Consider the following 13251-nt stretch of genomic DNA (forward strand, 5'->3'; position numbering starts at 1 on the left):
CTGCTGTGAGGGACTGTCAGGGGCGATCGACGGTGAGTGAGCTTGCGCCGCCGACGACCTCGATGTCGTAGCGGTCCTCCGTGGTCTCGTAGTCCGGGGAGGTCAGATCCAGGCCGCCGCCGACGGCGTCCAGATGCTGGTTGTCGAGGGTCAGATGGGACGCGCCGCCGCTGACCGAAACCCGGGCCGCCACGTCGTGCGGCCGGCGCAGCGTCACATTGCTGGCCCCGCCGCCGATCCGGACGCGCACCGTGCCGCTCGGCCTCGGCAGCACGACGGAGACATGGCTGGCGCCGCCGCCGAGTTCGAGGCGGGTCAGCTGGAGCGAGGACAGATCGGCGGTGACGCGTCCCGCGCCGCCGTCGATCTCCACCGCCCACGGCACGGACGCGTTGACCGTCAGCTGTCCGTTGTGCTTGCGGAAGGTGAAGGGGTGCAGCCGGCGCGGGTACCGCACGGTCACCACGCCGGCGGCGGTGTGCACTTCGGGGACCAGCCCGGCGAACCGCGCCCGGTACAGGTCCTCGCTGTTCTTCTCCTCGGCGGCGAGGGTGAGTTCGGACGCTCCTCCGACGAACTTCAGCAGCCCCGTCGTCACCGCTCCCAGAACCTCGCTGAACTTCTGTTCCTGGTCCTTGGCCATGGTGGATCAATCCTTTCGTCTGACACCTGCGTGGTTCACACCAGCCGGTCGAGCACCTGGCCCAGGACCTTTTCGAGTTCCTGCTGGGGCTCGGCGGCAGCGCCGTCGCTGCGCCAGGCCACAAATCCGTCGGGCCGCACCAGCACCGCTCCGTCGGGGCCCACGGGGTAGGCGGCCGACCAGGAGTCGTCCGGGCCGGCGGGCGCGACGCCGTTGCCGATCCGGTGGACGTCGAGGTCGACGCCGAGCCGCTGTGCGGCGGGTCCCGCCGCGTGCTCCCAGCCGGTGCCGTCGGGCCCGGTGAGCAGCACCAGCGACTCGCCGAACAGATCGAGTACGGACAGCTCCTTGCCGTCGCGGCGCAGCGCGAGATGCGGTGCGCGGGTGCCGGGGCGGCCGAGCCGGCGCGGGTCGGTCGCGGGCGGCGCCTGCTCTTCGCCCTGCTCCGGAAGGAGCGCTCCGCTGGTGTAGCGGTAGCCGAGGATGGCGGCGGCGTAGCTGACCTGCTGGCCGTCCTCGTGTCCGTCGGTCGCCGAGCGGCCCTGCAGTTCGGCGAGTGCGTAGTCGATGGTGAACCGGCCGACGGGCCGCCGCTCCGCCTCGTACGTGTCGAGCAGTCCTTCGCCCGCGGTGCGGTCGAGCACGGCGGCCAGCTTCCAGGTCAGGTTGTGCGCGTCCTGTATTCCGGTGCTGGCGCCGAACGCGCCGGTGGGCGGCATGGAATGGGCGGCGTCGCCGACCAGGAAGACCCGGCCTTCGCCGTACCGCTCGGCCAGTTGGGCCGCGATCTCGAAGCCGAGGATCTTCTCGCCGGTCTTGTCGATCTGCACCTCCAGGCCCTCGACATGCAGGTCCGGCACGCCGACGGCGGCGCGGATGGCCTCGATGCAGCGGGCCTCGTCGAAGTCCTCGAGCCGCTCGCCCTTCTCCGGGTGGTACGGCGTGTAGAACACCCAGCGCGAACCGTCCAGCGGCATCAGCAGCGTGCCGGAGTCGGGCTGGTCGAAGTAGCCGAGGCCGAGGTCCCGGCCGCGCAGCGGACCGGTCAGATCCGCCTTGAACACCACGCTCACGGTGTGCACCAGGGTGCCGGGCCCCTCGGCGGCGATGCCGAGCCGCTCCCGCACGGCGCTGCGGCTGCCGTCCGCGCCCACCAGATAGTCGGCGTGGACGGTGCGCTCCTCACCGGTGACGGTGTCGCGGATCACGGCGGTGACCTTGGATTCGGTCTGCTCGAACGACACCAGCTCGGTCGACCAGCGGATGTCGGCGCCCTCGTCGGCGGCCCGGGCCGCCACGATGCGCTCCAGCTTGTCCTGGTCGATGGAGCACCAAGTGACGGGCGTGACGTCGGAGTTGAGTTCCGGAGCCTCGTCCTGCATGGGTGCGGAGAAGATCTCGGGCCCGGCGAGGTTCTCGGCGCGGACCATGAGCTTGACGCTGAGATCGGAGGTGAGGGACCGGTCTGCGAAGATCGCCTCTTCGAGTCCCGCGGACCGGTAGACCTCGACGGTACGGGGGTTGATGACCCGGGCCCTCGGATGCAGCAGGGCACTGGGGTGGCGCTCGACCAGCAGGGTGCGGATGCCCTTGCGGGCGAGGAACAGCGCGGTGGACAGTCCGACGACCGCGCCGCCGACGATCAGCACCTGCACCTGCTCCGTGTTCTGTTCCGACATGGGATTGACCTCCTCGACGGGGGTGGAGGGGTCCCGCGGACCGTGCCGCGGGACCCCGAGGTGGGGCGGATCAGGACGTGCTCTGCGGGGACGGCTGGGCGGACGCCTGGCCGGGGACCTCGGTCCCGGCTCCGGCCTCCTCGTCGTCCTCGAACGTCTCCTCGTGGTGCTGCGCCTTGCGCGGCAGCAGGAAGATCAGCAGGAAGACGATGGCGACCAGGCCGATCTGCGCGAGGATCGTGCGCTGCAGCGCGGTGCTGAAGGCGATCCGCCGTGCGTCCTGCGCCGCTTCGCCGATCGCGGCCTGAACGGCCGCGCCCTGCGCGGAGTCCAGCGCCTCGCAGCTCTTCGGCGTCTCGGACGGGTCGGCCGCGGAGGTGCGGTCGGCGAAGCACTGGGTGAAGCTCGCGGTGATCTCGCCCTGCTGGGCCTCGGCCACCGCGGCCTTCTCCAGACCGGCCCGCAGCTGTGGTGTGACGTCCTTGGTGGCGCTGTCCGCGGCTCCGCCGAGGAAGCCGAGGAAGATCGCGCCGATGACGGCGATGCCGATGGCCCCGCCGACCTGCTGGACGGCGTTGACCACACCGGATCCGGAGCCGGAGTGCTCGGGCGGCACGTCGGAGAGGATGAAGTCCAGGATCGGGGCGATGATCATGCCCATTCCCAGGCCGCCGACGAGCAGCGTGGGCAGCAGCCACCAGGAACCGATCTCCTCGCCGCGCCAGTCGATGGTCAGCGAGATTCCGTACAGACCGGCCGCCAGCAGCACCGCGCCGATGACCAGTACCTTCCGGCCGAGCTTGGCGGTGAGCACGGTGGCCGAGAACGCCGCGCCGAAGCTGACGCCGAAGGACCACGGCAGACCGGTCAGACCCGCCCGCAGCGTGGAGAAGCCGAGGCCCGTCTGCAGGAAGATGATGAAGATCAGGAAGTGCCCGATGACCACGGCGAAGAAGACGATGTTCGCCACCAGGCCCGCGGAGAACGAGCGGCTGCGGAACAGCCCCGGCAGGATCAGCGCCGAACCGCTGGTGGCGTGCCGCCGCTTCTGGTGCAGCGCGAAGACGACCAGCACCGGCACGGAGGCGACCATCGAGACGAACGCCCAGGCCGGCCAGCCCGATTCACGGCCCTGCACCAGCGGGAACAGCAGCAGCAGAAGGCCGAGCGTGACCAGCGTGGTGCCGACGACGTCGAGCTTGATGGGCTGCGGCGACTTGGAGTCCCGTACCACCATGAAGGCGGCGGCCAGCAGCGCGATCCCGACCGGGATGTTCAGCAGGAAGATGACCCGCCAGCCGAGGTCGAAGAAGTCGGCGTTGATCAGTACCGCTCCGACGATCGGCCCGCCGACCGTGGCCAGGCCCGCGACGCCGCCGAAGGCGCCGAGTGCCGCGCCGCGCTCCTTCGGCGGGAAGGTGGCGGTGATGATGGACAGCACCTGAGGCACCATCAGCGCCGCGGACGCGCCCTGCAGGGCACGTGAGGCGATCAGCATCTCCGGGCTCTGGGCCATGCCGCACAGCGCCGATGTGACCGTGAAGGCGGCGACGCCGATGAGGAACAGCTTCTTGCGCCCGTACATGTCGCCGAGCCGGCCGCCGAGGATGAGCAGCACGGCGAAGGACAGCAGATACGCAGCGACGACCCACTGGACCGCCGAGTAGCTTGCGCCCAGGTCCCGTTGGATCGGCGGGATGGCGATATTGACGATCGTGGAGTCGAGGAGATCCATGAACGCCGCGAAGAGCACCACGATGAGCGCCTTCTTGCGCTGTGGATCAGCCCCGGCGGCGGTTGCCTGTACGGCAGGGGACTCGGACATGATGCGACCTTTCGGTGATCTTCACTGCGTCCGGTGGGGAATCGCCCGGTACTAAACTGAGCGAGTAGGTCAGCGGCTAAAAATCTCTCGATGAGAGTATCTTAGTCGCTAAGAGAATCACTTGGCTAGATGATACGGAAGGCGGGACACATGTCAAGCGAGGGCGGCCGCGAGGCACTGGTGCGCGAACTCGACCGGGAGCTGCGCAACTTGGTGTCCCGCTCGGTGCTCTTCCAGCAGGCGGTCGCCGACCGCCTCAAGGTGAGCGTTCTGGACCTCAACTGCCTCGGCGCCCTGGTCCAGCGGGGCCCCATGACCGCCGGGCAGCTGGCCGAGGAGAACGGCGTCACCACCGGCGCGATCACCGGCGTGATCGACCGGCTGGAAAACGCCGGTTTCGTCCGCAGGGACAAGGACCCCAAGGACCGCAGGCGGGTCATCGTGACCCCGCTGCCCAACCTCGAGGCGCAGATCTTCCCGCTCTTCGAAGGACTCGCGACCTCGCTCGTCCAGCTGTCCGAGAAGTACCGCGACGACGAGCTGCGCACCGTCGTGGAGTTCATGCGCGGCGCCGCCCCGCTCACCCAGGAGGAGACCGCGAAACTGCGGTCCGCCGGCCGCGTGAAGAAATGATGAGGTCCTGTCCGGTCGATCAGGCCGGGCTCGCGTGCCCTGGCACGCCCATCTGCCGCGTTGTCGTCAGTCGCCGACGCTCCGCGTCGTCCCCCTCCTCCGCCTTGCAGCTGCACGCACCAGACCCCGCTCGCTGATCCGGCCCGATCGACCGGACAGGACCTACCGCAAGGCGGCCGGTGCGCCCCGAAGGATGCACCGGCCACCACGTCGCACTCCATGAACCCGGATAAGGCGTTCACTAGGGGATCCTGCCCTCGATCAGACGCAGCGGCGTACCCGTGGGCGTGACTCCGGCGAACTCCATACCGGCCCGTTCGAACATCACCTTGTACTCGTCGGCCGTACGTTCCCAGCCGCCCATCACCAGCAGCATGTGCAGATCCATCAGCGCGTCCCACGGCGTCTCCGGCGGATCCGCGACGAGCTGCTCCAGAAGCACCACCCGGCCGCCGGAGTGCCCGGCCGCCACGCAGTTGCGCAGCACCGTGTTGCAGGCGTCGTCCTCCCACATGTGCAGCACCTGGCGGATCAGATGGACGTCCGCGGCTGGCACCCGCTCGAAGCAGTCGCCGATCTCCAGCTCACATCGGTCACCGAGCGAACCGCCCTTGCGCAGCTCCGGCAGCGCCGCGTCGATCGCGTGGGGCCGGTCGTACAGCACCGCGTTGACGTGCGGGTTGCCCTCCAACAGGCTGCGCACCAGGCTGCCGTGGCCGCCGCCGACGTCGCAGAAGGTCGAGACTCCGCTCAGATCGAGCGCCTTGACGACACCCGGGTTCATCGCCTGGGACTGCGCCGCGTATCCGCGCAGGCACTGCTCGCCCGCGGCGTTGTCGTCCTCGTGGAAATAGGTGAACAGGTCCTTGCCGTATGTCTCCTGGAAGGCGCAGTTGCCGCTGCGGACGCTCTCGGCGAGCTTGCCCCACATCGCCCAGCCCCAGCTTCCGCCGGTCAGCATGATGTCGGTCAGCGACGCCGGAGCGTCCGAACGCATCGCCCGCGAGGCCTCGCTGTGCGAATACCGGCCGGGACCTTCCTGACGGAAGATGCCGAAGCCGACGAGCGCCCGCATCAGCCGGGTGAGCGCGGAGGCATCCGCGCCGACGGCCTTCGCCAGCTCCTCCACCGTGATCGGGGCGTCGTTCACCGCGTCCGCCAGGCCCAGTTGGGCCGCGGCCTGCACGGTGGCGCTGGCCCACATGCCCCAGCCGAGTTCGGCGACCGCCTGGGCCGGCGGCGGCCCTATCACCGGAGCGCCCTCGCACGCGGGAACCTGACCTGCCGTCACTTCACTGGTCATCACAAACCACCTCTGATTCTCCTCCGGCCTCAGGGGCGGACGGATTCGAGCAACACGATCGGGGCCCGTTCATGGCCGGCCAGCGGAAGTCGCCTGGCCGGACCGAAACCGGCCGCGGCCAGCAGGTCCTCGTACTCCGATGCCGTACGGGCCCGGCCACCGGTCAGCACCATGAACTCCACGTCATTGGCGTGGACGTGCGAGGAGTGCTCGGTGTACTCCCAGTCCAGGAGCAGCAGCCGGCTCCCCGCGGGTGTGGCCTTGAAGCAGTTGGCCAGCAGCCGCGCGGCGCGTGCGTCGTCGAGATCGCACAGCACGTTCTTGAGCAGATAGTGCGAGCCGCCCGCGGGCACCTCGCGCAGAAAGTCACCGGCGACGATCTCCGTCCGGCCCGCGAAGGCGCCGAGGGTCTCCTCGGCGTACGGCACGGCCCAGTCGAGATCGACCAGCACTCCGCGGGCCGCCGGAACTTCCGTCAGCAGCCTGGCGAGTACGGTGCCGGGACTGCCGCCGACATCGACGACCGTCTCGGCGGCGGCGAAGTCGTAGCTGGCCACCAACGCGTCCGCCGCCTCCAGGGACAGCGACGCCGAGGTCTCGGCATAACTGCGCGCCTCCTCGGGATTGGCGGCGTAGTACTCCCAGTGGTCCATGCCCCACACCGCCTGCGTGGCCGGCTCGCCCGTACGCACCACATCGGCGATCCGCTCCCAAGGGCGGGTCATTCCGGGCGCGTTGACCGCGATGGAGAATCCGCGCAGCGACGGCACGTCGGAGCGCAGCAGTTCACCGGCCTCGGTCAGCTGCCAGCGGTCGGGAGCGACCGGGGCGATGAGTTCATGGAGTTCGCACACGCGCAGAAAGCGGGTCAGGCTCGGCTCGTGCGCGCCGATCGAGGCGGCCAGCTCGGACGCCGTACGCGGCTTCTCGGCCAGCTGGTCGGCGATGCGCAGCTCCGCCATGCCCCGGATGACCAGGCCGGCGGACCAGTGAAAGGGGTTCAGCCGGCGCAGCGCGCCGAGCGGGGAGAACGTCACTCGTGACCTCCTGTCGCCTTCGCGTCGGCACGGATTGTGCGGACGGCGGCACTGTCCTCGGGAGCGGTCGCGAACGGCTCGCGCCGCGGGCGATCAGTGGCCGCCGTCGACGTTGATCACATTCCCGGTGATGTTTCCGTTGGCCGCCGAGGCCAGGAACAGCACCGTGTTGTTGACGTCGTCGACCGTGGAGAACCGCAGATGCGGCATGCCCTCGTTGAGCAGGCGCTTGGCCTCCTCGGGAGCGACGTCCGCGATACGCGCCTTGAGAGCGTCCGGCAGCTTGCCGAGCAGTCCTTCGGTGACCGTGGGCCCGGGGGCCACCACATTGCTGAAGATGCCGTCCGAGAACAGCTCGGTGGCCAGCGTGCGGCTCAGCCCGTGCAGCGCCGCCTTGCTCGCGGTGTACGCCTCTTCGCCCTTGCGTCCGCGGTGCACGATGCTCGCGGACATGAACACGATGCGGCCCCAGCCACCGGACTTCATCACCGGAAGCACCGACTGCACCGTGTGGAACGCGCCCTCGATCTCGCTGCGCAGCAGCGGCAGCCAGACGTCGGAGGAGATCTCCTCGAAGCCGACGGGCTTCGGATTCGGCCCGCCGGTCGCCGAGGCGTTGACGACCAGCACATCGATCCCGCCCCACCGGTCGACCACTTGGCCGACCGCGGCGTCGATGGACTCCCGGTCGGTGAGATCGAGTTGCACCGGCAGCGCCTCGCCGCCGGCCTCCTCGATCGAGGCGGCCACTTCCTTGGCGGCGTCGGCACGCCGCAGATAGGTGAGCGCCACCTTGGCGCCCTCGCGGCCGAAGGAGCGCGCGAGCGGTCGGCCGATACCGCCGCTGCCACCGGTGAGCAGCACGACCTTGCCGGTCAGTCCCAACTCCATGCCATGCTCCGTCCCCCCGGCCGTGGCCGGCTCGGCAACACTTCCAGCCCCGGCCGTCACCGGCACGGAGCTGATTCATGGCTACCGGACGCCACTCAAGATCCACTCGAGGATCAATGGACCGCTGCCGAGCACCGCTGGGCGGCGCCGTGTTCTGTCCGGTCTCCAGGTGTCTTCGAGGCGCGCCGCCAATAGTGCTCCCGGCTCTCACCGCGCCAATTCCGGCATTGCGGGAGGCCGCGCGCATACACGTCTCTCCGTCCCACCGGGAAAGGAACTGGCGCATGACAAGCACACCCGAAAAGCAGGGTTCGCTGAGCCTCCAAGACATCGTCGGACTGGGCATGGCCTTCGGAAGCGCCAAGGTCCTGCTGACGGCCACCGAACTCGAGCTCTTCACCAAGCTGAGCGAGACCGGTCCCGCCTCCGAGGCGGAGATCCGCGAGCGGCTGGGCCTGCACTCCCGCGGCTCCCGCGAGTTCCTCAACGCGCTGGTCCGGCTCGGTCTCCTGGAGCGCAAGGACGGCAAGTACGGAAACTCCGAGCCGGCCGAGACCCACCTGGTCAAGGGCAAGCGCACCTACGTCGGCCGCTTCCTCGACCGCTCGAACGCCGTGCTCTACCCGGCGTGGGGCGGGTTCACCGAGTCGCTGAAGACCGGTGAGTCGCAGATCGAGGGCCACGGCGACGACAACATGTTCAAGCACCTGTACAAGAGCGAAGAGCAGATGCGCGACTTCGTCGCCATGATGGACGCCCTCAACTGGGCCGTCGGCCCGGAGCTGGCCAAGGCGTTTGACTGGAGCTCCGTCAAGACCGTCACCGACGTCGGTGGCGCGCGCGGCAACCTCCTCGCCACCATCATCGACGCCCACCCGCACCTCACCGGCACCGTCTTCGACCTGCCGACCGTGCAGCCGGCGTACGAGGACCACATCGGCGGCCTCGGCCTCAAGGACAAGATCGCCTTCCACGGCGGCGACTTCTTCGCCGACCCGGTGCCGACGGCCGACGTCGTCATCATCGGACACGTCCTCGAGGACTGGTCGCCCGAGCGCCGCCAGCAGCTGATCAAGAGCGCGTACGCCGGCCTGAAGCCGGGCGGCTTCCTGCTCGTGTACGACCCCATGCTGGACGACGAACTCAGCCCGCTGAACAACCTGCTGACCAGCCTGACGATGCTCGTGGTCACGCACGGCGGCTCCGAGTACCACGTCGACGACGCCAAGAAGTGGTTCGCGGAGGCCGGCTTCGCCGAGGTCACCGCGGAGCTCCTGCCCACCAACGACATCCTCCTGGTCGGCCGCAAGAAGTGAGGGACGCCGCGTTCCGGCCGCCTCACGGCGGCCGCCGCGGCGCTTCACATACATCAAGAAGGGGTAGCGATGTCGATCGACGAGGACCTCCTCACGTTTCCGTTCCCGGCGCCCCCGCCCGAAGGCTTTGTGCCGCCGGAGGAGTTCGCGCGGCTGCGTGAGAAGGCTCCGGTGAGCCGGGTGACCCTGCCGACCGGTGACCGGGCGTGGCTGCTGACCCGCTACGCGGACGTACGCCAGGCGCTGGTCGACCCGCGGCTGAGCCGTGCCGCCGCCGAGCGGCCCGAAGCGCCGCGGATGGGCAACACCAGCCCCGGGCCCAAGACCATCCTCGGGATGGACCCGCCGGACCACTCCCGGCTGCGCCGGCTGGTGATGCAGGCCTTCACCGCCCGCCGCGTCGAGTCGCTGCGTCCGCGCATCCAGCAACTCGCCGACGAGCAGGTCGGACTGGTGCTCGTGGCACCGCACCCGGTCGACCTGATGTCGTGCTTCGCGCTCAATCTGCCGATCAAGGTCATCTTCGAGCTGCTCGGCGTTCCGTACGAGGACTGCGACCGGCTGCACGCGTGGAGCGAGGTCATCTTCAGCCTCGGCGGACACACCAAGGAAGAGGTCGGCGAGGCCCGCGGCAATATCGTCGGCTATCTGCGCGGACTGATCGAGGTCCGCCGCGAGGAGCCCACCGACGATCTGCTCAGCGTCCTGGTGCACGCCCGCGACGAAGGACAGTCACTGTCCGAGGACGAACTCCTCGACTTCGCGATGATCCTGATGACGGTCGGCCACCAGTCCACCTCCAACTCGCTCGGCATCGCGCTGTTCACCCTGCTCCAGCACCCCGAACAGCTCGAACTGCTCCGCAAGAAGCCCGAGTTGATCCCGGGTGCGGTCGAGGAGCTGCTCCGCCACAACCCGTTCGTCTTCACCGGCACGCAACTGCGCGTCGCCACCGAGGACCTCGAGATCGGCGGAGTGCAGGTCCGCCAGGGCGAAGCGGTGATCGCCGCGCTCGGCTCCGCCAACCACGACGAAGAGATCTTCGCCGATCCCGACAGGTTCGACGTGGAGCGCACCCCGAACACCCATCTGTCCTTCGGCTACGGCGTGCACCACTGCCTCGGCGCCCAGCTCGCCCGGCTCGAGATGCAGATCGCGCTCCGCACGCTGATCGAGAAGGTGCCCGACACGCTGCGGCTCGCCGTGCCGGTGGAGTGGCTGACCTGGAAGACCGGCCTCACCGCCCGCGCACTGGCGAACCTGCCGGTCACCTGGTGAGGGCGGACCGCCATGACAACGCCCCAGTGGCGGATCGCGGTCGACCGCGCCTGTAAGCGCAGCGGCATCTGCACCGCGCAGGCCCCGCGCTACTTCACCGTCGACGACCGACTCCGCACCCGTCCGGTCGCCGAACTTGTCGACCCGGACGGTGAGTTGATCGAGGTCGTCGAAGCCTGCCCGGCGGAGGCCATCTCCGTCACCGACCACACCGGTCGGCCCGTAGTCCCCAGCGAGGAGTGACCATGACCGGCAGATCGTCGACCACCCGCCGCCGGCTGCTCATGGGAACGGGCGCCGCGACAGCCGCGGGCCTGACCACCGCCGTCGCCGCGCCGGCCGCCGGCGCCCAAGCGGCCCCCAGCGGCCCCATGGGCGCCTGGGCGGTCCAGGTGACCATCACGCCGGGTCCCGGCACCGTCGAGCGGGCGCACTTCTCGTTCGGCGCGGACGGGCAGCTCGTCGTGCAGACCGCCAACGCCTCGCACACCGGGCTCGGCGTCTGGCGCAGGGTCAGCGAGACACGCTTCGTCTTCGTCCTGCGCCACCTGTGGACCGACGCACTCGGCGACTTCCAGTACGAGGTCAGGATCCGGCACGAAGGGAGGCTGACCTCGCCGACGACCTTCGTCTCGGAGGGAACCGGGACCGCCGTCGACGCCGACGGCAACGTCCTGCTGACGGTCCACGCCGGCGCGAAGGCCACCCGCTTCGGCATCGACGACGCTTGAGGGTCTGACGACTCTTCACGGTCTGAAGGAGAGAACCACATGTGCGGCATCGCCGGTTGGGTGGACTTCACACGTGATCTGCGCCAAGAGGTCGCCGCCGTACAGGCGATGACCGACACGATGGCCCTGCGCGGGCCGGACGCCGGTGACGTCTGGATCACCGAGCACGCCGCCCTCGGGCACCGGCGGCTGTCCATCATCGACCTCGAAGGCGGCCGCCAGCCCATGGTGGCCGAGGAGAACGGCCAGGTCCTCGCCAGCCTCACGTACAGCGGCGAGGTCTACAACTTCCAGGAGCTGCGCGAGGAACTGGCCGGCCTCGGACACCGCTTCCGCACCCGCAGCGACACCGAAGTGGTGCTCCGCGCCTACCTCGAGTGGGGCGAGGGCTTCGTGGAGCGCCTCAACGGCATGTACGCCTTCGCCATCTGGGACGCACGCAGCGAAGAACTCCTGCTGGTGCGCGACCGGGTGGGCATCAAGCCGCTCTACTACCAGCAACTGCCCGGCGGGGGAGTGCTGTTCGGCTCCGAGCCCAAGGCCATCCTCGCCAACCGGCTGGCCAGCCGCACCGTCGACGCCGACGGCCTGCGGGAGATCCTCGCCGGTACCAAGGCTCCGGGCGTCGGCGCCATCCGCGACATGCCGGAGCTGACCCCCGGATACATCCTGAAGGTCGGCCGTCACGGCTCCCGGCTCAGCCGGTACTGGAAGCTGGAGGCGCACGAGCACGAGGACGACCTGCCGACCACCATCCGCACCGTGCGGGAGCTGCTCGAAGACATCGTGACCCGGCAGATCGTCAGCGATGTGCCGCTGTGCACCATGCTCTCCGGCGGTCTCGACTCCAGCACCCTCACCGCACTCGCCGCCATCGCCAAACGGCAGGACGGCAGCGGAAAGGTCCGCTCGTTCGCGGTCGACTTCGCCGGCTATCTCGACAACTTCGAGCCCGACCTCACCCACCCGACGCCGGACTCGCCGTACGTCCACGAGGTCGTCGAACACGTCGGCGCCGACCACAATCACATCGTGCTCGGCAACGACGACATGATCGAGGCGTCGGTACGGCGCGACGTGGTGCGGGCCATGGACTGGCCGGTGCTCATCGCGGGCCCCGGCTCCATGGACATCTCGCTGTATCTGCTCTTCCGCGCGATCCGTGGCCAGTCCACGGTGGCGCTGACCGGCGAGTCCGCCGACGAACTCTTCGGCGGCTACCCGTGGTTCCACCACCCGGAGTACGGCCGTCCCGGCACACTGCCGTGGACGCTCGCGCACAACCTCGGGCTGCCCGCGCTGTTCGGCCCGCTCTCCGCCCATCTCGACGTCACGTCCTACCAGGCGGACCAGTACCGCCAGGCCGTCGCCGGGATGCCGAACCTGCCGGGCGAAACCGGCCGCGACAAGCAGTTCCGCGAATGCACCTACTTCTTCCTGACCCGCTTCATGCGCACTCTGCTGGACCGCAAGGACCGGCTCAGCATGTCGCTGGGCCTGGAGGTGCGGGTGCCGTTCTGCGACCACCGGCTGCAGGAGTACGTCTTCAACGCGCCGCGCGAGTTCAAGACCTTCGACGGCCAGTGGAAGAGCCTGCTGCGTGCCGCCGTGAAGGATCTGCTGCCCGAGTCGATCCTGAACCGGCCCAAGACGGGCTATCCGATCTCCAACGACACGTCGTACGACGCCTATGTGCAGGAGCAGTTCGGCAAGCTGCTGGCCGGCGGGGACGCGCCGGTGCTGCCGCTGCTGAACCCGACGGTCGTCGAGGACATCCGCAGGGATCAGACAGTGGCCGGCAAACTGACCCGCATCGAGGTCGACATGGCGCTGCACGTCAACGAGTGGCTGTCGGCGTACGACCTGGTGCTCGACTTCTGACCCTGTTCACGGCAGTGCCCCCGGCCCTTTCGAA

General features: G+C 69.3%; 12 protein-coding genes. 6 read left to right on the top strand and 6 right to left on the bottom strand.

Translation table 11 applies throughout. The annotated features are described in order from the left end of the window. Positions 1 to 16: 16 nt before the first annotated feature. The 3 genes from ACH4YL_RS11085 to ACH4YL_RS11095 all read right to left on the bottom strand — a co-directional run bounded on the left by ACH4YL_RS11085 (position 17) and on the right by ACH4YL_RS11095 (position 4147). Positions 17 to 643 (bottom strand): hypothetical protein, encoded by a 627-nt coding sequence (locus tag ACH4YL_RS11085; protein ID WP_398506933.1) that lies wholly within the window; start codon positions 641 to 643, stop codon positions 17 to 19. A 35-nt stretch (positions 644 to 678) separates the two neighbouring features. Beyond that, on the bottom strand, positions 679 to 2322 hold the full coding sequence (locus ACH4YL_RS11090) for an FAD-dependent oxidoreductase (protein ID WP_398506934.1): 1644 nt from the start codon (positions 2320 to 2322) through the stop codon (positions 679 to 681). Between the two features lie 70 nt (positions 2323 to 2392). Continuing rightward, on the bottom strand, positions 2393 to 4147 hold the full coding sequence (locus tag ACH4YL_RS11095; protein ID WP_398506936.1) for an MFS transporter: 1755 nt from the start codon (positions 4145 to 4147) through the stop codon (positions 2393 to 2395). A 150-nt stretch (positions 4148 to 4297) separates the two neighbouring features. Here ACH4YL_RS11095 and ACH4YL_RS11100 point away from each other — a divergent pair, with 150 nt between their 5' ends. Then, the gene (locus tag ACH4YL_RS11100; RefSeq protein WP_398506938.1) at positions 4298 to 4780 is read left to right on the top strand and encodes a MarR family transcriptional regulator; all 483 of its coding nucleotides are present in this window, start codon (positions 4298 to 4300) and stop codon (positions 4778 to 4780) included. Positions 4781 to 5021: 241 nt separating this feature from the next. Here ACH4YL_RS11100 and ACH4YL_RS11105 read toward each other — a convergent pair whose 3' ends face one another. From ACH4YL_RS11105 to ACH4YL_RS11115, 3 genes are all read right to left on the bottom strand, one after another. Then, complete coding sequence (locus tag ACH4YL_RS11105; protein ID WP_398506940.1) at positions 5022 to 6083, bottom strand: methyltransferase; 1062 nt, start codon at positions 6081 to 6083, stop codon at positions 5022 to 5024. Between the two features lie 29 nt (positions 6084 to 6112). Continuing rightward, positions 6113 to 7120, bottom strand: a complete 1008-nt coding sequence (locus tag ACH4YL_RS11110; protein WP_398506942.1) for a methyltransferase — start codon at positions 7118 to 7120, stop codon at positions 6113 to 6115. A gap of 93 nt (positions 7121 to 7213) precedes the next feature. Beyond that, complete coding sequence (locus tag ACH4YL_RS11115) at positions 7214 to 8011, bottom strand: SDR family NAD(P)-dependent oxidoreductase (RefSeq protein WP_398506944.1); 798 nt, start codon at positions 8009 to 8011, stop codon at positions 7214 to 7216. Between the two features lie 284 nt (positions 8012 to 8295). Between ACH4YL_RS11115 and ACH4YL_RS11120 the strand changes: the two genes are divergently transcribed. From ACH4YL_RS11120 to asnB, 5 genes are all read left to right on the top strand, one after another. Next, the gene (locus ACH4YL_RS11120) at positions 8296 to 9327 is read left to right on the top strand and encodes a methyltransferase (protein ID WP_398506946.1); all 1032 of its coding nucleotides are present in this window, start codon (positions 8296 to 8298) and stop codon (positions 9325 to 9327) included. Positions 9328 to 9396: 69 nt separating this feature from the next. Next, positions 9397 to 10605 (top strand): cytochrome P450, encoded by a 1209-nt coding sequence (locus tag ACH4YL_RS11125; protein ID WP_398506948.1) that lies wholly within the window; start codon positions 9397 to 9399, stop codon positions 10603 to 10605. 12 nt (positions 10606 to 10617) lie between these two features. Continuing rightward, positions 10618 to 10848: a ferredoxin gene (locus ACH4YL_RS11130; protein WP_398506950.1), complete on the top strand. Its 231-nt coding sequence runs from the start codon at positions 10618 to 10620 to the stop codon at positions 10846 to 10848. Between the two features lie 2 nt (positions 10849 to 10850). Then, the gene (locus ACH4YL_RS11135; RefSeq protein WP_398506952.1) at positions 10851 to 11336 is read left to right on the top strand and encodes a hypothetical protein; all 486 of its coding nucleotides are present in this window, start codon (positions 10851 to 10853) and stop codon (positions 11334 to 11336) included. A gap of 39 nt (positions 11337 to 11375) precedes the next feature. Further along, on the top strand, positions 11376 to 13217 hold the full coding sequence (gene asnB / locus ACH4YL_RS11140) for an asparagine synthase (glutamine-hydrolyzing) (RefSeq protein ID WP_398506954.1): 1842 nt from the start codon (positions 11376 to 11378) through the stop codon (positions 13215 to 13217). Positions 13218 to 13251 lie beyond the last annotated feature (34 nt).

This window comes from Streptomyces sp. NPDC020681 (assembly GCF_044334895.1).
Taxonomy (GTDB): Bacteria; Actinomycetota; Actinomycetes; order Streptomycetales; family Streptomycetaceae; genus Streptomyces.

What these genes read in the sequence shown, in the direction of transcription:
- ACH4YL_RS11095 (WP_398506936.1), bottom strand. Translation starts at nt 4,147, where the DNA reads ATGTCCGAGTCCCCTGCCGTACAGGCAACCGCCGCCGGGGCTGATCCA.
- ACH4YL_RS11120 (WP_398506946.1), top strand. Translation starts at nt 8,296, where the DNA reads ATGACAAGCACACCCGAAAAGCAGGGTTCGCTGAGCCTCCAAGACATC.
- ACH4YL_RS11135 (WP_398506952.1), top strand. Translation starts at nt 10,851, where the DNA reads ATGACCGGCAGATCGTCGACCACCCGCCGCCGGCTGCTCATGGGAACG.
- ACH4YL_RS11130 (WP_398506950.1), top strand. Translation starts at nt 10,618, where the DNA reads ATGACAACGCCCCAGTGGCGGATCGCGGTCGACCGCGCCTGTAAGCGC.
- ACH4YL_RS11115 (WP_398506944.1), bottom strand. Translation starts at nt 8,011, where the DNA reads ATGGAGTTGGGACTGACCGGCAAGGTCGTGCTGCTCACCGGTGGCAGC.
- ACH4YL_RS11100 (WP_398506938.1), top strand. Translation starts at nt 4,298, where the DNA reads ATGTCAAGCGAGGGCGGCCGCGAGGCACTGGTGCGCGAACTCGACCGG.
- ACH4YL_RS11090 (WP_398506934.1), bottom strand. Translation starts at nt 2,322, where the DNA reads ATGTCGGAACAGAACACGGAGCAGGTGCAGGTGCTGATCGTCGGCGGC.
- asnB (WP_398506954.1), top strand. Translation starts at nt 11,376, where the DNA reads ATGTGCGGCATCGCCGGTTGGGTGGACTTCACACGTGATCTGCGCCAA.
- ACH4YL_RS11085 (WP_398506933.1), bottom strand. Translation starts at nt 643, where the DNA reads ATGGCCAAGGACCAGGAACAGAAGTTCAGCGAGGTTCTGGGAGCGGTG.
- ACH4YL_RS11125 (WP_398506948.1), top strand. Translation starts at nt 9,397, where the DNA reads ATGTCGATCGACGAGGACCTCCTCACGTTTCCGTTCCCGGCGCCCCCG.
- ACH4YL_RS11105 (WP_398506940.1), bottom strand. Translation starts at nt 6,083, where the DNA reads ATGACCAGTGAAGTGACGGCAGGTCAGGTTCCCGCGTGCGAGGGCGCT.